Origin of the sequence: Bradyrhizobium sp. SZCCHNS3016 (assembly GCF_032484535.1) — a bacterium.
Classification (GTDB): Bacteria; Pseudomonadota; Alphaproteobacteria; order Rhizobiales; family Xanthobacteraceae; genus Bradyrhizobium.
The window spans coordinates 14,593-31,378 of record NZ_JAUETE010000020.1 but is presented as its reverse complement, the minus strand read 5'-3'; the positions used below and the strand labels follow the sequence as shown (position 1 = coordinate 31,378).

Genomic DNA, 16,786 nt, shown 5'->3' with positions numbered 1-16,786 from the left:
AGGTTTCCCGCGCAGCCGGTTGCGAATGATCCGGCCTGCAAGGCAGGCCGGGCGAGCAGCGTCCTTATTTCAGGATGCCCTTTTCCTTGTAGTAGCGGATCGCGCCGGGGTGCAGCGGCACCGGGCTGTCCTGCGCCGCCGTCTCCAGCTTGATCTCCTTGCCGGCGGCATGCGCATTGGCGAGTTCCGGCAGCGACTCGAAGATCAGCTTGGTCATCTGATAGGCGAGATCGTCTGATACCGCCGAGCTGGTGACGAGATAGTTGATCACGGCCGCGGTCGGCACGTCCTTGTCCTGGCCGGTATAGGTGTTGGCCGGGATGGTCGCCGCCACAAAGGGCGGCCCGATCTTGTCGACGACCTCCTTCGGCACCGACACCACCGTGATCGGCGACGAGGTCGACAGATCCTTCAACGAAGCGACGCCGAGGCCAGCCGACTGCAAGGTGGCGCCGAGCTGCCGGTTCTTCATCAGGTCGACGGATTCGGCGAAGGGCAGATACTCCACCTTGCCGAGATCCTTGTAGCTCATGCCGGCGGCGGCGAGGATCGCGCGCGAGTTGAGCTCGGTGCCGGACTTCGGCGCGCCGACCGACAGGCTCTTGCCCTTGAGATCCGCCAGCGTCTTGATGCCGGACTCGGCCGTCGCGACGATCTGGATGTAGTTCGGATAGATCGCGCCGATCGTGCGCAGCTTGTCCAGCTTGGACTTGAAGCCGGCCTCCTCCTCGCCGTTCCAGGCGGCCTTCAGGGAGTCGCCGAGCGCGAAGGCGAGCTCGCCGCGTCCCTGCTGCAGCAGGATCAGGTTCTCGACGGAGGCCTTGGTTGCCTGCACCTGGGTTTTCACATTGGGGATCTTGTCGCCGTAGATCTTCCCGATCGCGACGCCGAGCGGATAGTAGACGCCCGACGTGCCGCCGGTGAGCACGTTGATGAAGCTCTGCGCCTGCGCCGCTGGTGCCGCGAGCAGGCAGGCGGCTGCCAGAATGAAACCGGTTGCAGTGCCAGAGATTTTCGAGAAACGCATGGATCCTCCCATTGATTTTGCGGCAAATTGGACGGCTGCGGGCGCTGGGTCAACCCATCCGAAAGACTGGCGCACCAGCCGCTCCCGCTCCCACGGCGCGAGGCCGGGACCGATGCGCCCCGCGTTCAATCTTACATTGACAGTATCACCAGCTTGAACCGCAGGTGCAGCCCAATGCGGCGGGCCGCCTCCCTCGCGAGGCCACCGATCATTGGAACGTCATGTCGAGGCATTTGGAGATGTCCGAGCCGAGCCCGGACGAGATCGTGATGCAGCCGCGCACCTTCTGCTGGGTCGCATCCGCCACCCAGATCGAGTAGCCGCCATTGCCGAAGAAGGAGTTGGTGTTCGCCGGCTCGGTCTCGGTGGCGTCGAACTCGTATTTGGAATCGGTGTCGAACACGCGCGGCTTCCTGGTACAGCCGCCGTCGGTCTGGACGTTGATGACCTCCTTGTTGTCCCGGGTCAGCGACAGTGAGACCTGGCAGCGGAAATATTCCGAGGTCTTCACGTTGAAGAGGTAGGCGTAGGACTTGCAGACGGCCGTATTGAGCTTGCCGGCGGCGAGACCGCGGCTGCAGGCGATGCGTTGGTTGTTGGACAGCTTGAAGTCGTCGGCCCGGGCGGACGACAACGTCACCAGCGACAACGCCGCAACCCAACCGATCTTCGTGACGAGGCTCATCCGAATCATCCCCAAAGTGTTTTCTTGGCCTATGTTTCTAAACCACGCTGCAGGATAATCGCGAGATCGGCGAATTTAAAATCCGCCAACGATCACTGCGCTGCGACGGGGCGACGTTGACGCCGCCTCGGCGTTCGTGATTTGTTCGAGACGACATCGATTGGAGGAGGACATGAAGAGCCCGGTTCTGAAAGCCCTTATCGCCCTCGGTGCGCTGGGCGCACTGACCAGCGCGGCGCGCGCGGCACCGCCGGAGCCGTGGGAGCTGAAGCCCGACATGGGCTACGCCTATGGCAAGGACGGCAAGACGCTCGCCTACAAGATGGGCACCAAGAACGCCGACATGCTGCTCAAGGGCGCCAAGAAGGTGCCAAAGGGCACGCTGTTCTTCGTCGGCCAGAACGGTCAGCTCTACATGCGGACGGCCCCCTATCTCGACAGCGACGGCAGCTTCTCGTTCGGCGCGGATGAGTGAAGGCGAGCGAGCGCAGCCTCAGAACGCCGCCGCCAGCTCCTTGGCGCCGGGCAGGCCGCTGAGCGAGTCCATCCTGGCATCCGTCACCGCAAGCAGCTTCGCCACGGTGTTGTGGCGAACGGCGACCGGATTGCGCTCGTAGCCGCCGCGCTGGAAGAAGTTGGCGGTCGGAACCTGATCGCGCATCTCGAGCGGCATCGTCACCATGTCGAAGCCGGTGCCGTCCCCGGTGAGATTCATCATCTCGAGCTCGGCGGCCGAAAGCAGCCGGGTGTAGCCCTTGGCGCGCGCGAACAGCACCGAGGTCAAGAGCTTGTGGGTCTGCAGCATCGGCCCGACGTCGATGTCGAGCACCATCGCGTGCATGGCCCAGCCTTGCGGCGTATTGCCGATCTTCTCATGCGCCGACCAGTCGTCCGGCACGGAGCGCGCAATCGCGACCATCTTCTTCAGGACCGCGAGCTTGTGCTCCATCGCGCCACGCGCCGGGCCGGACGTCTGCGCCGCGCGTTCGCCGAGCAGGCGGATGAACAGCGGGCCCTGCTCTGCCAGCAGCTCGACACTGTTGGTGGTCAAGAGCTGATTGTAGCCGATCGCCGTCGAGATCGCGCGGTTGCCCTTGAAGCCCGATTGCGAGTCATGCTTGCCGTTGCCGCCGGTCTCGAAGGCATAGACCCGCACCGCCTGCTCGCGCGTCAGTCCCGACGCCGCGGCGAAGCGCGCATAGGCGCGCTTGAAATCGATGTCGTTGGCGGGGCGCTGCGGCGACCATTGGAAATGCTCCTGTGCCGCCTTCACGAGGTCGGCGACCACGGGGATGTATTTGCGCTCGCGCGGCTCGCCCTCAGGTTCCGGCTCGGGGTTCACCGGCCGCTTCGGCCCGGTGTAGACCGGCGGCTGCTCCAGCACATAGTCGTCGAGCCCGATCGGCTGGCGGTCGCGGCGCTTGGCATTGCGCGCACGGCGCTTGTCGGCGATCGCCTTCCAATAGGCGCCCGCCTCCTGGTCGAACTCCGCCCGCGCCTGCTGATATTCGGCGAGTTTGCGCCGATACTCCGCAATCGCAGCCGGCGATGCCATCTGCGCCAAAGCTTCGCGCGGCGCGACCGGTGAGCCGGGTTCCGCGGCAAGCAAAGGCAGCGCGCCGGAAACGGCGCAGGCGAGAATCAGGGCAAGGGTGCGAATCGGCTGATGCAGCATGCCGCCCTTGTAGCCGAAACGGCGGCTACTTCCAGGCGAACACCGGCTGCTCCAGCTCGTGCACCCGGGTGTCGCGGCCGGACAGGACCTCGCGGAACTGATAGATCAGCGCTGCGGTGGGCGCGTGAATGAGACCCTCGCGGGCGTGAAAACGGATGACGCGCCGCGTGCTCTCGGGGATCGCAGTGAAATCGAACGCGTCATCCGCCGTGATCGCGTCGAGGCCGATCCGGTGCACCGAGGAGACCTCGTCCGGATTCGGCCGCAGCGTGCGGCCATTCGCCGCCCATACGACGACGGGGGTAATCAGATAGCCCGACCGTGTCGGATAGTCGTCGAGCAGGCCCAGCACCGCATCCGGCGCCAGGATCAGCCCGAGCTCCTCTGCGAGTTCGCGCAGCGCGGCCGCGACCGTCGTTTCGCCGGCGTCGCAGCGTCCGCCCGGCAGCGCCCATTGCCCGCCATGGCTGCGCAGCCCGGCAGCGCGCAGAGTGAGCAGCAGCGCCGTGTCGCCGGTCTCGTGGTGCGGGGCCAGCGCGATCACCACCGCCGCGCGCTTCAGCGAGGCCGCCGCCGCAGCCGCCTCCAGCCGCACGAAACCGGCACAGCAGCTTGCGATTTTCCGCCTCGTGGCATCGTCGAACGGCATCGGCATGCAGCTTGACTACACCAGGCCGGCGACAGATGAAACGACCTCCAGGCCGGCTCGGGCCACAACGGGAAGGGTCTTCAGCGATGACGAGATCAGCCGCGGCCAGGATGACGTCCGACGGCTGGGAGATCGTCGACACCTCCGGCTTCCTGCATCTGATCGGCCCGCTGTGGCAGCGGGTCGTCGGCGGTGTCCACGAGTACGCCATCGTCACCGAGGACAAGCACCACAACCGCCGCGGCCTGGTTCAGGGCGGCGTGATCATGACGCTCGCCGACCGCAGTTGCGGCATGACGGCCCGCTACGCCGCGGGCAAGGAGCACATGGCGACGATCCAGTTCGACACGCATTTCGTCGAGTCCGGCAAGATCGGCGAGACCCTGGTGTCGCGGCCGCATGTGGTGCGGATCACCCGCAGCCTGGTGTTCATCACCACGGAGGTCATGGCCGGTCATCGCGTGATCGCGATGGCCTCGGGCGTGTTCAAGATTCTGAAGAGCGAGTGAGCCGTGATCTCGCCTCTCGGTCATTGCGAGGAGCGTAGCGACGAAGCAATCCAGAGTCCCGACCCGGCCCTGGATTGCGTCGCTGCGCTCGCAATGACGCGCTGAGAGAGTTATCGTATCCCCTTCGCCCGCGATGGTGACGGTTTGAAATGAGGCAAGAATGCAATATCGCCAGCTCGGCCGTTCCGGCCTGAAGGTGTCGCCGATCTGCCTGGGGACGATGATGTTCGGCGATCCCACCGACGAGCCAACATCCGCTCGCATCATCGCCAAGGCGCGCGACGCCGGCATCAACTTCATCGACACCGCCGATGCCTACAACAAGGGCGTCTCGGAAGAGGTGGTCGGCCGCGCCATCGCGCGCGAGCGCGACCGCTGGATCGTCGCCACCAAGCTCGCCAATCCGATGGGCGACGATCCCAACCGCGCCGGCCTGTCGCGGCGCTGGGTGCTGCAGGCCGCGGACGAAAGCCTGCGGCGGCTCGGCACCGGGCACATCGACCTCTACTACCTGCACAGAGAAGATCACGCGACGCCGCTCGAGGAAACCGTGCGCGCGATCGGCGATCTCATGCGTGCCGGCAAGATCCGCTATTTCGGCGTCTCCAATTACCGCGCCTGGCGGCTCGCCGAGATCTGCAATCTCTGCGACGCCATCGGCATCGACCGCCCTGTCGTCAGCCAGCCGTACTACAATGCGATGAACCGGATGCCCGAGGTCGAGCACCTGCCGGCCTGCGGCTATTACGGCCTCGGCGTCGTGCCCTACAGCCCGCTGGCGCGCGGCGTGCTCACCGGAAAGTACAGCCCCGATGCGCCGCCGGACACGGACACCCGCGCCGGCCGCAACGATACGCGAATGATGCAGACCGAGTGGCGGCCCGAGTCATTGAAGCTGGCGCAGGAGATCAAGCGTCACGCCGAGACGAAGGGCTTCACGCCGGGACAGTTCGCCGTGTCCTGGGTGCTCAACTCCGCCTTCATCAGCTCCGTGATCGCGGGTCCGCGCACCGAGGCGCAATGGGACGACTACATCCGCGCGCTCGACTATCCCTTCGCCGCCGACGACGAGGCGCTGATCGACCGGCTGGTCGTGACCGGCCACGCCTCGACGCCCGGCTACAACGATCCGGCCTATCCGATCGAGGGCCGCAGGCCGCGGGTGGGCTGAGATGGAGGAGGATCGCTACGGCCTGCCACTGTCGACCGCCTCCGCTGACGCGGCCGCAGCCTATCGCGAGGGCATGGATCTGCTGCTCGCATTCTGGCCCGGGGCCACTGACGCGTTCGAGCGGGCGATCATGCTCGATCCGGAGTTCGCGCTGGCGCACGCGGCGCGTGCCCGCATCCACGCGATCTACATGCAGCGCGAGGCGGCGCTGCAGACCATCGCACGCGCCCGCGACCTCGCTGCCAAGCGCGGCACCCCGCGCGAGCAGAGCCATGTCGCGACCCTGGTGCTCGCCATCGAGGGACGCGGCACTGACGCGCTGACATCGACCCTGGCGCATCTGGCGAACTGGCCGCGGGACGCCACGATCATGGCGCTCCCGCTCGGCGCTTTCGGCCTGCTCGCCTTCTCCGGCCGCGCCGATCACGATGCCGCCCGCCGCGACCTCTGCGACGGCTTCGCCGCTGATTATGGCGAGGACTGGTGGTTCATGTCCAACCATGGCTGGGCCCTGACCGAGGCCGGCGAGTTGGCGAAGGGCCGCGCCGTCACCGAGCGCAGCTTCGCACTACGCCGACACAACGCCTACGCCGTGCATGCGCTGCTGCATGCGATGTTCGAGGACGGCGCGGTGGACGAGGCCGATGCGCTCGTCGAGGGGTGGATCGGCGACTATGACCGCACCGGGATGCTGCACGGTCATATCTGCTGGCACCAGGCGCTCGGCGCGCTCGACCGGGGCGACGCCGCACGCGCCATCGCCATTCATCTGAATGTCTTGAGCCCAGCCGTTTCGGCTGCGCCACCGCTGAACACGCTCTCGGACTGCGCATCTCTGCTCTGGCGCTTGAGCCTCGAAAAACATCCTGTGGCGTGGGAACTGTGGGAGGAGATCGACACCTACGCAAGGACGGGATTTCCGACCTCACGCCTTCCCTTCGTCGAGATGCACCGGGCGATGGTCTCAGCGGTGACTGAAGACGACGTCGCCGTGAACCAACGGCTTCGCACGTTCAAGGCCCAGACGGACGGCGGCGGCTCCCTAGCGAGTTCGCTGCTTCCGCGGCTCTATCGGGCGTTCCAGGCCTTCCACAACGAGAGTTACCGGGTCTGCGCCGAGCAACTCGCGCCGGCGCAAGCGGAGATGGCCCGCGTCGGCGGCAGCCACGCGCAGCGCGAGGTGATCGAGGACACCTACATCCTGGCGCTGATCCGCAGCGGCGCGCTGGCCCAGGCGCGAGACCTGCTCGATGCCCGCCTGCACCGCCGCCCCTCCGCGCGCGACACGCGCTGGCGGGCGCTGACGGTTTGACGGACGTTATCCCTCCGTCTCCAATCCCGTCGGCATCGGCACGTTCTCGGGCTGCAGCTTGAGACCCGCCGCGAGCGCGACGGTCTCCAGCAGCGCCGCAAAGTCCTTCTCCAGATAGCCGGCGGGATCTGGTTGCAGCGAGGCGGCGCCGACATGGGCCTGCAATGCCTCGCGCGTCGCGGCCGTCACCGGCATCGCGACGTCGAGCTGGCGCGCCGCCGACAGGCCGAGATCGAGATCCTTGCGCAGCAGCGGCGGCGTGAAGGTCGTGGTCCAGTCGAGATTGACCAGCGCGTTGCTCTTGTACCTGGTGAAGGTCGAGCCCATCACGCTGGCGTTCATGAAGTTCAGGAAGGCATGCCGCGGCACGCCGGCCTTCTGCGCCAGGATGGTGATCTCGGCGAGGTTCTGGATCACGACGCCGAGGAAGACGTTGTGCGCGATCTTGCAGATGCGCGCGAGCTCGCCCTCGCCGACATAGGACACGCCCGAGACGGCGATCTTCGCCAGATAGGGTGCAATGACCTCGAATGCGGCCTTGGGGCCGGAGACGACCGACGACAGCTTGCCGGCCTTGACGCATTTGCCGTTGCCGGACACCGGCGCCCGCACGAACTCACAGCCCAGTCGATTGAGCCTGGCGGCGATCGCCTCCGACTGCTCGATGCCGATCGAGGAGCAGTCCACCAGGATCCGGGGACGCGATCCGGAACTGGCGGCTACCAGGCCGTTGTCGCCGAAATAGACCTGCTCGAGATCCTTGCCCGTCGACACCATCGTGAACACGATGTCGCACGCGGCGAGATCACGGGGATGATCGACGATCACGCCGCCTTTCGCCGCCAGCGGCTCGGCCTTGGCGCGGGTGCGATTGTAGATCGACACCTTGTGGCCGGCCTTGAGCAGGCGCTCAGCCATCGGATAGCCCATGCGCCCCATGCCGATCCAGCCGAGCGAATGCGTCGTGGTCATTGTCGTCTCCTCGTCCTACTTATCACGGATGCCGTCATTGCGAGGAGCGAAGCGACGAAGCAATCCAGAGTCACGGATGCCGCCCTGGATTGCTTCGCTCGCAATGACGAAACACGAAGACCACTCTCCTGGTCGCACCGTCCGTTCGCTCAGTAGCGGTTGGCGATCGGCAATTCCTCGGCCGGGAACAGCGTGATCACCTGACAGCCCTTGTCGGTGACCACCACCTCCTCCTCGATACGCGCAGCCGAGAAGCCGTCGGTCGCCGGACAGTAGGTCTCAAGCGCGAACACCATGCCGGTCTTGATCTCCATCGGATTGTCCAGCGAGACCAGCCGCGAGATGATCGGGCGCTCATGCAGCGCGAGCCCGAGGCCGTGGCCGAACTGCAAGCCGAAGGCCGCCATCTCCGAGGGAAAGCCGAACTCCTCGGCCTTAGGCCAGACCTTGGCCACGGTGTCGGTCGAGACGCCCGGCTTGATCAGCGCGATCGCATTGTCGAGCCATTCGCGGCACTGCTTGTAGGCGTCGTGCTGCGCCGGCGTGGCGCGGCCGACGTTGAAAGTGCGGTAGTAGCAGGTCCGGTAGCCCTGATAGGACTGCAGGATGTCGAAGAACGCCTGGTCGCCCGGACGCAGGATGCGGTCGGTGAAATTATGCGGATGCGGATTGCAGCGCTCACCGGAGATGGCATTGATCGCCTCGACGTCGTCGGAGCCCATCTCGTAGAGCATCTTGTTGGCGAGCGCGACGATGTCGTTCTCGCGCACGCCCGGCTTCAGGTGCTCGTAGATCGAGTGGTAGACGCCGTCGACCATGGCCGCGGCCTGGTTGAGCAGCATGATCTCGTCGATGTTCTTGATCTCGCGCGCGTCCAGCATGACCTGTTGGCCATCGACCACCTTCATGCCGGCCTTCTGCAGCTCGAAGAACATCGCGGTCTCCGCAAGGTCGACGCCGACAGGCATGTCGGCGACACCGGCTGCACGCAGGAGACTCATCACCTCCTCGGCATGCGCCTTCATCAGCCCGACCGCCGGCGGCACGGTGCCGCGCATGCCGAGCATGCCGGCGCGGCAATTCTCCGGCGCCAGCCAGTCACAGAACAGACGATGGTGGACGGCCGCCGAGCCGAAATCCCACACGATCGGCTCGCCGTCGCCGGCCAGCAGCGCGAAACGGCACAGCTTGTCGCGCTCCCATTCGCCGATCTTGGTGCCGGACACGTAGCGAATGTTGTTGACGTCGAACAGCAGCAGCGCACCATAGCCCGACGCCTTCAGCGCCGCGCGCGCCCGCGCCAGCCGGTAGCGCCGCAACCTGTCGAAATCGACGCGGCGCTCGAAATCCACCGAGACATGGCCATGCGACGGAATCGCCCGCCCCCAGCGCCAATGCGGATCGAGATGCTCCGGGCTGACCAGATGCGGCTTCAACGCGCTGGCTGTCATGTGGACGTTTCCCATCGTGCTATTGCAATCGATTGCAGAGCCGGATTTATTGCACGCACGCAAAATGTGTCAAGGTACCGCGCAATCAAAACGTCGCTGCGCTGCGACATCAGGGAGCGGAAATGAAGCGGACGTCGCCATCGACAAGGAGCCCGCGCGCAACGGCATCCTCACGCCCGACGATCAAGGATGTCGCCGCGCGCTGCGACGTGCATCCCTCCACGGTGTCGCGCGCGCTCAGCCCGGCCATGAAGCATCTGGTGGCGGGCGATGTCGTGGAGCGGATCCAGGCCGCCGCCAACGCGCTCGGCTATCGGCTGAACATGGCCGCGAAGGGCCTGCGCACCGGACGCAGCGGCCTGATCGGCGTGCTCGCGCCCGATATCGCCGACCCCGGCTTCCCGCCCGTGCTGTCCGGCATTGCCGATCATCTCAACGCCCAGGGCTATGCGACGATCGTGGCCGATGCTGGCACAGAGGGGTCGGAGCAGGATCTCGTCGACCGTCTGATCGCCCGCGGCGTCGACGGTCTGGTGCTCGCCACGGTGACCTTGCACGACCAGATCGTGAAGCACTGCCTGGATGCAGCACTGCCGGTGGTGCTTGTCAATCGCGTCGACGCAGCCGGACTCCTGCCCTCGGCAGCAAGCGACGACGCCGCCGGCATGCGTCTCGCCGTCCAGCATCTCGTCGCGCTCGGCCACCGGCGCATCGGTCACGTCGCGGGCCCGCAGCACATCTCGACCGGCGCACGCCGCCGCGCCGGCTTCGAGGCCAGCATCAGGGCTGCGGGACTGTCGGCCCGCCATACGCCGGTCGAAGCCGTCGAAGCCTATACGCGGGCGGCGGGTCGCGAGGCTGCGTTGCGCCTGCTCGCGCGGCGGACGCGCCCAACCGCAATCGTCGCCGCCAATGATCTGCTGGCGCTCGGCGTCTATGACGCGCTCGCCGCGCGCGGCCTGACCTGCCCCGGTGACGTCTCCGTGGTCGGCCACAACGACATGCCGTTCGTCGACATGGTCGCGCCGCCGCTGACCACGGTGCGGATCGCCCAGCGCGACATGGGGGAAGCCGCGGCGCGGCTGCTGCTCGACCGCCTTGCCGGGCGCGAGGCAGCGACCGACCACATCGTATTGGCGCCGGAGCTCATCATCCGCGGCTCGACGATCGCATACGAGCACTGACACGTCCGCGGGGCATCGCTACACTGTGCGGCAAAGCAACAACGGGAGGATACGCCGATGACGGAGATGGTCGGCCTGGAGGCGCTCGTCGCATCAATCGCACCGGGGCAATCGATCGCGATCCCCGTCGATCGTGCCGGCGTCTCGATGGCGGCGACGGCGGCCATGATCGAGGCCGGCCTCACCGGGCTGCATCTCGTCTGCGTGCCGATATCAGGCCTCCAGGCCGATCTGCTGATCGGCGCCGGCGTGGCCGCGGTGGTGGAAACCAGCGCCGTCTCGCTCGGCGAGGCCGGCGGCGCACCGCGCTTCGTCGCGGCCGTGCGCGACGGCAGCATCCGCCTGCGCGATGCCACCTGCCCTGCGATCCATGCCGGCCTGCTGGCCGGGCAGAAGGGCGTGCCGTTCATGCCGATCGCCGGCATCATCGGCAGCGATCTGCTGCGGGTCCGCCCCGATTGGAAGGTGATCGACAGTCCGGTCGGCGAGCCTGGCAAGGTGGTCGTGGTGCCGGCGATCACGCCCGACGTGGCGCTGTTTCATGCCCCCGAGGCCGACCGCTTCGGCAATGTCCGCATCGGCCGCTACCGTGAGCTGGCGACGATGGCCTATGCGGCGAAGCGCACGCTGGTCACCGTCGAGCGTATCGTCGATCGCGATTTGATGGCGACCGAGGACTCCGCGGCCGGCGTACTGCCGGCGCTCTATGTCGATGCCATCGCAGTCGCCGAGAACGGGGCCTGGCCGCTGCCGCTGTGGGACGAGTACGAGACCGATGGCGCCGAGCTGGCGCGCTACGCCGCGATGGCGCGCACCGACGAGGGCTTTCGCACCTATCTCTCCGCCTTCCTGACCCGCTGCAAGGAGGTGGCATGACCATGCACGATGAACGCGCGCGCAAGGAGCTGCTAATCACCACCATCGCCGACCTGCTCGATGGCATCCGCCATGTCGCCGTCGGCGCCTCGTCGCCGATCCCGGCGGCCGGCGCGATGCTGCTGCGCGCACGCAACGCGCAACAGGGCAAGCCGCCTGTCCGCATCTCGATCCTCGGCTCGAGCCGGCACAATTTCTTCACCAATGGCGGCGTCGAGCTGTTCGACTGCGCCGCGCAGGGCCGCGTCGACGCGTTCTTTCTCGGCGGCGGTCAGATCGACGGCGCCGGGAACATCAACCTGGTCGGCACCGGCGACTATCCGCGGATGGACGTGCGCTGGCCGGGCTCGTTCGGCTCGGCCTATCTCTACCATCTCATTCCGCGGGTGATCCTGTTTCGCGAGGAGCATTCGCCGCGCGTGCTGGTGCAGAAGGTGGATTTCGTCAGCGCCGCCGCGACCACGCCGGAGGTGAAGCGGCGCGGCGGCCCGCATGCGCTGCTGACCAATCTGGCGCTGTTCGATTTCGACCGCGAGCGCGGCGGCTTCCGGCTGCGCTCGGTGCATCCCGGCTACTCGGCAGAGGACGTGCGCGATCGTACCGGATTCGATTATGCGGTGCCGGAGATCGTGCCGCCGACGCCCGCGCCGGACCGAGCGACGGTCGAGCTGATCCGCGGCCGGATCCTCGACGAGCTCGCCGAATGCTATCCCGAATTCGCGCGCGCAATGGCTCCGGCCGCGTAGATCACTGCAGTGATCCGCGCGTGATCACCTGCCCCGCACGCGCCTTCTGGTGCGCCCGCTGCCACCAGGTCAGCGCGCCGTTGACGATGACGGCCTCGATGCCGGCGGCCGGCACGCAGGGGTCATCATAGGTCGCGCTGTCACGCACGCTGGCCGCATCGAAGATCGTGATGTCGGCGTGGTTGCCGACCGCGATCGTGCCGCGTCCCTTGATGCCGAAATTCTGCGCGGTCAGCCCGCTCATCTTCCAGACCGCGGTTTCCAGCGAGAACAGCTCCAGCTCGCGGCAGTAATAGCCGAGCACGCGCGGGAACGTGCCCCAGAGCCGCGGATGCGGACGCTCGCCGAACGGCAGGCCGTCGGAGCCGATCATGGTCGGCTCGAAGGCGAGGATGGTCTGCACGTCGGCCTCATCCATCGCGAAGTAGATCGCCGACGCCGGCTGCAGCCGCTTTGCCGCTTCGAGCCGGTCGACGCCCCAGCCCGCGGCGATGTCGGCGAGATCGCGACCCGCCACTTCGGGATGCGGCCCGGAGGCCGCGACGACGACCCTGACCTGCAGCTTGGCCGGATCGGTGTGCAGCATGGTCGACGAGGCGTTGTAGGGGTAGCAGTCCAGCGCGACGCATTGGCAACTCATCGCCTTCGTGATCAGCGGCAGCGTCTCCTTGGTGCGGCCGAAATTGGCGGGGCCCACCACCTTGTGATGCGAGATCACCACCTGGACGTCGAGCGTCTTGCCGATGGCAAAGCTCTCCTCCAGCGACTTGATCACGTCGTTCGCCTCGTTGCGCATGTGCGTCGCGTAGACGCCGCCGCTGCCGGTGAGCGGACGGCAGACCTCGATGATCTCCTCGGTCGGCGCCGCCTCCGCCGGCGGATAGAACGTCCCGGTCGAGACGCCGATGGCGCCGGCGTCGAGCGCCTCCTGCACATGCGCGCGCATCTCGGCGATCTCCACGTCCGTCGCGGCCCGGCCGAGGTCGCTCACGACCGAGGCGCGCAGCGCGGTGTGGCCGACCATCGGCGCAACGTTGACGGCGGCCGGTGCCGCGCGCAGTGCAGCCACGTAGTCCGCAAACGAGGCATACTCTGCGACCCGGCCGTCGCCAGGCGACAGCAGCCCGAGCGGCATCGGCCGCGGCGAGCCCGGCTTCAGCGGCGCGATGCTGACGCCGCAATTGCCGGTCACGACGGAGGTCACGCCCTGCGAGACCTTGCAGATCATGTCGGGATCGACCAGCACGGCGCTGTCGTCATGGGTGTGGGAGTCGATGAAGCCCGGCGCAACGATGCGGCCGGTGGCGTCGATGACGCGTGCAGCCTTGCAGCCACCCAGCTCGCCGATGGCGACGATGCGACCGTCCTTGATGCCGATATCGGCCTCGAAACGTGGCGCGCGCGTGCCGTCGATGACGGTGCCGCCGCGGATGATCAGGTCGAAGGAGTCGGAGGAAGGCTGGGTATCGGTCATGAGGTCTCGCGCAGGGATATTGATCGGAGCTGGCGGGACTATCCGCTGCACGCCTCTGGGCGTCCAGCGGGATCGGCATGAGGTGCGCGCTGGGCTGGGCTGCAAGCCCCGCGACCGCTGGCACTGCGTCAACAAGGAGCGCGATGTCATCGTCATTCCGGGGCAATCGTCAATGCGCGGCCGCGAAGCGGCAACACGTTGACGATTGAAACCGGAATCCCGAGATTTCAGGAACGGACGCAAGACAACATCGATATCCGGGTTCAAGGCCTGCGGCCTTGCCCCGGAATGACGGTGGTCGTAACGCCGTCAGTCCTTCAACCCGCCGGCCGCCGCTGCGCGACGATCTGCCGGTAGAGTTCGGCATAACGGCCGGCGCGGTGCCGCCACGACACGTCGGTCAGCATCGCATTGAGCTGCATGCGGGTCCAGTTCGCGGCGTTGCTGCGCGAGGCGTAGAAGGCCGCAGCGGCGCGGCGCAGGGTCTGATCGAGCGCCTCCGCCGTCACGGAGGCGCACTTGAACCCCGTTGCGGCGACGCCGGCCTCGGTCTCGTCGATGACGGTGTCGGCGAGGCCGCCCACGGCGGTGACGATCGGCAGCGCGCCATAGCGCAGGGCGCAGAGCTGCGTCAGGCCGCACGGCTCGAACCGCGACGGCACGACCAGCGCGTCGCAGCCGGCCTGAATGAGATGCGCCAGGCTCTCGTCATAGCCGATAACGACGCCGATCTGTCCTGGATGGTGCGCGGCGGCTGCGCGGAATGCGTCGCGCAGTTCGGCCTCGCCGTCGCCAAGCAGGGCCAGTTGAATCCCGCTACCGGTCAAGGTCGGCAGGCAGGACAGCAGCAGGTCCAATCCCTTCTGCGACGTCAGCCGGCTGACGACACCGAGCAGGAACGTCTCCGGCGCGACCTGCAGGCCCATGCGGGTCTGCAGCGCCGCCTTGTTCGGTGCCCGCGCCTCGATCCGCTCGATGCCGAAATGCGATGGGATGGCCGAATCGCTGCCGGGATCCCACACCGCCGTATCGATGCCGTTGAGGATGCCGACGAGGTCGGACGCGCGCTGGCGCAGCAGGCCGCCGAGGCCCATGCCCTGCTCGTCACTCTGGATCTCCCGGGCGTAGGTCGGCGACACCGTCGTGATCTTGTCGGCGAATTGCAGTCCCGCCTTGAGGAAGCTGATGTCGCCGTAATATTCGAGGCCGTAGATCGAGAAGGATTCCGGCGGCAGGCCGAGCGGCGGCAGGAAATGGCGCGGAAAGCGGCCCTGGAAGGCGAGATTATGCACGGTCATGACCGTGCCCGGATGCGGCCGGTGGCTGTAGAGCAGATAGGCCGGCACGAGCCCGGCCTGCCAGTCGTGGCCGTGGACGATGTCGGGCACGAAGGCCGGCACCGCGCCGAGGCCGATATAGGACGCCGCTCGCGCCAGCGCCGCGAAGCGGAACGCATTGTCCGGCCAGTCCTTGCCGTCGGGCCCCAGATACGGGTTGCCCTCGCGGTCATAGAGATGCGGCGCATCGAGCACGAACAGATCGAGCGCGCCATGACTGCCGCCGAGCAGGCGGGCATTGCCGCCGAAGAAGTTCGGCAGCGAGCTGATCTCGCTGGCCTGCTCCAGCGCCTTCATGACTGCGGGGTAGCCCGGGATCAGCGTGCGGACCTCGACGTCCTCCGCCATCAGCGCCCACGGCAAGGCGCCGACGACATCGGCGAGGCCGCCCGTCTTGACGATGGGATAGACCTCGGAGGCAACCGACAGAACGCGCAGTGGCGTCATGAATTGAGCCCATCGATCATCGGCTGGGTAATCAAGGTCACGCCGTTCTCCGTTGTCCTGAACCGCTTGGCGTCGAACTCCGGATCCTCGCCGACCACGAGCCCCTCCGGAATCTGCACGCCGCGATCGACCACCACGTTGGTGAGGCGCGCATGGCGCGCGACGTTGACGTAGGGCAGCAGCACCGCGTTCTGCAGCTTGGCATAGGAATGCAGATGAGCGCCGGTGAACAGCAGCGAGCGCTGCACCTGGGCACCGGAGACGATGCAGCCCCCGGACACCAGCGAGCACGTCGCCTCGCCGCGACGGCCATCCGTGTCATGGACGAACTTGGCCGGCGGCGTGATCTCCGAATAGGTCCAGAGCGGCCAGGAGCGATCGTAGAGATCGAGCTCGGGCACGACGTCCGTCAGATCCAGATTGGCCGCCCAATAGGCGTCCACCGTTCCAACGTCGCGCCAGTAGCTGCCCTGATCGTGGGCGGCGCGGACACAGGAGCGCGAGAACTGGTGCGCCACGGCGCGGCCGTTCCTGACGATGTAGGGAATGATGTCGCGGCCGAAATCATGGTTGGAGTTCGGGTCCGCTGCGTCGCGCTTCAGCTCCTCGAACAGGAATTTGGCGTCGAACACGTAGATGCCCATGCTCGCGAGCGACCTGTCGGGCTTGCCCGGCATCGGCGGCGGATCGGCCGGCTTCTCGATGAAGTCGCGGATCGTGTCGTCCTCATTGATGTGCATGACGCCGAAGCCTGAGGATTCCTCGCGCGGCATCTCCAGGCAGCCGACGGTGACGTCGGCGCGCTGGTCGACATGCTGCTGCAGCATCAGCTCGTAGTCCATCTTGTAGATGTGGTCGCCAGCCAGCACGACGATGTATTTGGTATTGTAGGTCTCGAGGATGTCGATGTTCTGGTACACGGCGTCGGCCGTTCCAACGTACCACATCGTCTCCGAAACGCGCTGGCTGGCGGGCAGGATGTCGAAGCTCTCGTTGCGCTCGGGACGGAAGAAGTTCCAGCCCATCTGCAGATGCCGGATGAGGCTGTGCGCCTTGTACTGCGTCGCCACCGCGATGCGACGGATGCCGGAGTTCACGGCGTTCGACAGCGCGAAATCGATGATGCGCGACTTGCCGCCGAAATAGACGGCGGGCTTGGCGCGCCGGTCGGTCAGCTCCAGCAGCCGGCTGCCGCGTCCGCCGGCCAACACGAAGGCCAGCGCGTGACGAGACAGCGGCTCGGTCCGTGCGGCGGGTGCCATGGTTCTCCT

16 protein-coding genes are annotated in these 16,786 nt (G+C 66.8%); 7 read left to right on the top strand and 9 right to left on the bottom strand.

Annotation, left to right across the window (positions count from 1 at the left end; genetic code table 11):
• Positions 1 to 64 precede the first annotated feature (64 nt).
• Positions 65 to 1,027, bottom strand: a complete 963-nt coding sequence (locus QW881_RS28960) for a TAXI family TRAP transporter solute-binding subunit (protein ID WP_315758862.1) — start codon at positions 1,025 to 1,027, stop codon at positions 65 to 67.
• 208 nt (positions 1,028 to 1,235) lie between these two features.
• Positions 1,236 to 1,712 (bottom strand): hypothetical protein, encoded by a 477-nt coding sequence (locus QW881_RS28955; RefSeq protein ID WP_315758863.1) that lies wholly within the window; start codon positions 1,710 to 1,712, stop codon positions 1,236 to 1,238.
• 172 nt (positions 1,713 to 1,884) lie between these two features.
• Between QW881_RS28955 and QW881_RS28950 the strand changes: the two genes are divergently transcribed.
• Positions 1,885 to 2,187 (top strand): hypothetical protein, encoded by a 303-nt coding sequence (locus QW881_RS28950; protein ID WP_315758864.1) that lies wholly within the window; start codon positions 1,885 to 1,887, stop codon positions 2,185 to 2,187.
• Positions 2,188 to 2,205: 18 nt separating this feature from the next.
• On the opposite strand, the gene QW881_RS28945 is transcribed toward QW881_RS28950, so the two are convergent.
• Both QW881_RS28945 and QW881_RS28940 read right to left on the bottom strand, forming a co-directional pair.
• The gene (locus tag QW881_RS28945) at positions 2,206 to 3,387 is read right to left on the bottom strand and encodes a hypothetical protein (RefSeq protein ID WP_315758866.1); all 1,182 of its coding nucleotides are present in this window, start codon (positions 3,385 to 3,387) and stop codon (positions 2,206 to 2,208) included.
• A 25-nt stretch (positions 3,388 to 3,412) separates the two neighbouring features.
• Positions 3,413 to 4,042 carry a CoA pyrophosphatase gene (locus QW881_RS28940; RefSeq protein WP_315758868.1) on the bottom strand — a complete coding sequence of 210 codons (630 nt, stop codon included), beginning with the start codon at positions 4,040 to 4,042 and terminating at the stop codon, positions 3,413 to 3,415.
• A gap of 80 nt (positions 4,043 to 4,122) precedes the next feature.
• On the opposite strand from QW881_RS28940, the gene QW881_RS28935 reads away from it, so the two are divergent.
• The 3 genes from QW881_RS28935 (at position 4,123) to QW881_RS28925 (ending at position 7,028) form a co-directional block, all read left to right on the top strand.
• Positions 4,123 to 4,545 (top strand): PaaI family thioesterase, encoded by a 423-nt coding sequence (locus tag QW881_RS28935; RefSeq protein ID WP_315758869.1) that lies wholly within the window; start codon positions 4,123 to 4,125, stop codon positions 4,543 to 4,545.
• A gap of 160 nt (positions 4,546 to 4,705) precedes the next feature.
• Positions 4,706 to 5,716, top strand: coding sequence for an aldo/keto reductase (locus QW881_RS28930; RefSeq protein WP_315758871.1), 1,011 nt, complete (start codon positions 4,706 to 4,708; stop codon positions 5,714 to 5,716).
• Position 5,717: 1 nt separating this feature from the next.
• Positions 5,718 to 7,028, top strand: a complete 1,311-nt coding sequence (locus tag QW881_RS28925) for a tetratricopeptide repeat protein (RefSeq protein WP_315758873.1) — start codon at positions 5,718 to 5,720, stop codon at positions 7,026 to 7,028.
• A 6-nt stretch (positions 7,029 to 7,034) separates the two neighbouring features.
• On the opposite strand, the gene QW881_RS28920 is transcribed toward QW881_RS28925, so the two are convergent.
• The gene (locus QW881_RS28920; protein WP_315758875.1) at positions 7,035 to 8,000 is read right to left on the bottom strand and encodes an NAD(P)-dependent oxidoreductase; all 966 of its coding nucleotides are present in this window, start codon (positions 7,998 to 8,000) and stop codon (positions 7,035 to 7,037) included.
• A gap of 149 nt (positions 8,001 to 8,149) precedes the next feature.
• Positions 8,150 to 9,451, bottom strand: coding sequence for a Xaa-Pro peptidase family protein (locus QW881_RS28915; protein WP_315758877.1), 1,302 nt, complete (start codon positions 9,449 to 9,451; stop codon positions 8,150 to 8,152).
• Positions 9,452 to 9,573: 122 nt separating this feature from the next.
• Between QW881_RS28915 and QW881_RS28910 the strand changes: the two genes are divergently transcribed.
• The 3 genes from QW881_RS28910 to QW881_RS28900 are packed head-to-tail and all read left to right on the top strand — an operon-like array spanning position 9,574 to position 12,257.
• Positions 9,574 to 10,635 carry a LacI family DNA-binding transcriptional regulator gene (locus tag QW881_RS28910; RefSeq protein WP_315758878.1) on the top strand — a complete coding sequence of 354 codons (1,062 nt, stop codon included), beginning with the start codon at positions 9,574 to 9,576 and terminating at the stop codon, positions 10,633 to 10,635.
• A 57-nt stretch (positions 10,636 to 10,692) separates the two neighbouring features.
• Positions 10,693 to 11,511 carry a CoA transferase subunit A gene (locus QW881_RS28905; protein WP_315758879.1) on the top strand — a complete coding sequence of 273 codons (819 nt, stop codon included), beginning with the start codon at positions 10,693 to 10,695 and terminating at the stop codon, positions 11,509 to 11,511.
• Positions 11,508 to 12,257 carry a CoA-transferase gene (locus QW881_RS28900; RefSeq protein ID WP_315758881.1) on the top strand — a complete coding sequence of 250 codons (750 nt, stop codon included), beginning with the start codon at positions 11,508 to 11,510 and terminating at the stop codon, positions 12,255 to 12,257. Before QW881_RS28905 ends, QW881_RS28900 begins: the two co-directional genes overlap by 4 nt.
• 1 nt (position 12,258) lies before the next feature.
• On the opposite strand, the gene QW881_RS28895 is transcribed toward QW881_RS28900, so the two are convergent.
• The 3 genes from QW881_RS28895 to glgC all read right to left on the bottom strand — a co-directional run bounded on the left by QW881_RS28895 (position 12,259) and on the right by glgC (position 16,777).
• A complete protein-coding gene (locus QW881_RS28895) occupies positions 12,259 to 13,731 on the bottom strand; it encodes a D-aminoacylase (RefSeq protein ID WP_315758882.1) in 1,473 nt (490 codons plus the stop codon).
• A gap of 317 nt (positions 13,732 to 14,048) precedes the next feature.
• On the bottom strand, positions 14,049 to 15,515 hold the full coding sequence (gene glgA, locus QW881_RS28890; protein ID WP_315758883.1) for a glycogen synthase GlgA: 1,467 nt from the start codon (positions 15,513 to 15,515) through the stop codon (positions 14,049 to 14,051).
• Positions 15,512 to 16,777, bottom strand: coding sequence for a glucose-1-phosphate adenylyltransferase (glgC, locus tag QW881_RS28885; protein ID WP_315736073.1), 1,266 nt, complete (start codon positions 16,775 to 16,777; stop codon positions 15,512 to 15,514). The genes glgA and glgC overlap by 4 nt, the downstream gene beginning before the upstream one ends.
• Between the last annotated feature and the right edge of the window lie 9 nt (positions 16,778 to 16,786).

What these genes read in the sequence shown, in the direction of transcription:
- QW881_RS28960 (WP_315758862.1), bottom strand. Translation starts at nt 1,027, where the DNA reads ATGCGTTTCTCGAAAATCTCTGGCACTGCAACCGGTTTCATTCTGGCA.
- QW881_RS28920 (WP_315758875.1), bottom strand. Translation starts at nt 8,000, where the DNA reads ATGACCACGACGCATTCGCTCGGCTGGATCGGCATGGGGCGCATGGGC.
- QW881_RS28910 (WP_315758878.1), top strand. Translation starts at nt 9,574, where the DNA reads ATGAAGCGGACGTCGCCATCGACAAGGAGCCCGCGCGCAACGGCATCC.
- QW881_RS28915 (WP_315758877.1), bottom strand. Translation starts at nt 9,451, where the DNA reads ATGACAGCCAGCGCGTTGAAGCCGCATCTGGTCAGCCCGGAGCATCTC.
- QW881_RS28945 (WP_315758866.1), bottom strand. Translation starts at nt 3,387, where the DNA reads ATGCTGCATCAGCCGATTCGCACCCTTGCCCTGATTCTCGCCTGCGCC.
- glgA (WP_315758883.1), bottom strand. Translation starts at nt 15,515, where the DNA reads ATGACGCCACTGCGCGTTCTGTCGGTTGCCTCCGAGGTCTATCCCATC.
- QW881_RS28950 (WP_315758864.1), top strand. Translation starts at nt 1,885, where the DNA reads ATGAAGAGCCCGGTTCTGAAAGCCCTTATCGCCCTCGGTGCGCTGGGC.
- QW881_RS28895 (WP_315758882.1), bottom strand. Translation starts at nt 13,731, where the DNA reads ATGACCGATACCCAGCCTTCCTCCGACTCCTTCGACCTGATCATCCGC.
- QW881_RS28925 (WP_315758873.1), top strand. Translation starts at nt 5,718, where the DNA reads ATGGAGGAGGATCGCTACGGCCTGCCACTGTCGACCGCCTCCGCTGAC.
- QW881_RS28930 (WP_315758871.1), top strand. Translation starts at nt 4,706, where the DNA reads ATGCAATATCGCCAGCTCGGCCGTTCCGGCCTGAAGGTGTCGCCGATC.
- QW881_RS28900 (WP_315758881.1), top strand. Translation starts at nt 11,508, where the DNA reads ATGACCATGCACGATGAACGCGCGCGCAAGGAGCTGCTAATCACCACC.
- QW881_RS28905 (WP_315758879.1), top strand. Translation starts at nt 10,693, where the DNA reads ATGACGGAGATGGTCGGCCTGGAGGCGCTCGTCGCATCAATCGCACCG.
- QW881_RS28940 (WP_315758868.1), bottom strand. Translation starts at nt 4,042, where the DNA reads ATGCCGATGCCGTTCGACGATGCCACGAGGCGGAAAATCGCAAGCTGC.
- glgC (WP_315736073.1), bottom strand. Translation starts at nt 16,777, where the DNA reads ATGGCACCCGCCGCACGGACCGAGCCGCTGTCTCGTCACGCGCTGGCC.
- QW881_RS28955 (WP_315758863.1), bottom strand. Translation starts at nt 1,712, where the DNA reads ATGAGCCTCGTCACGAAGATCGGTTGGGTTGCGGCGTTGTCGCTGGTG.
- QW881_RS28935 (WP_315758869.1), top strand. Translation starts at nt 4,123, where the DNA reads ATGACGAGATCAGCCGCGGCCAGGATGACGTCCGACGGCTGGGAGATC.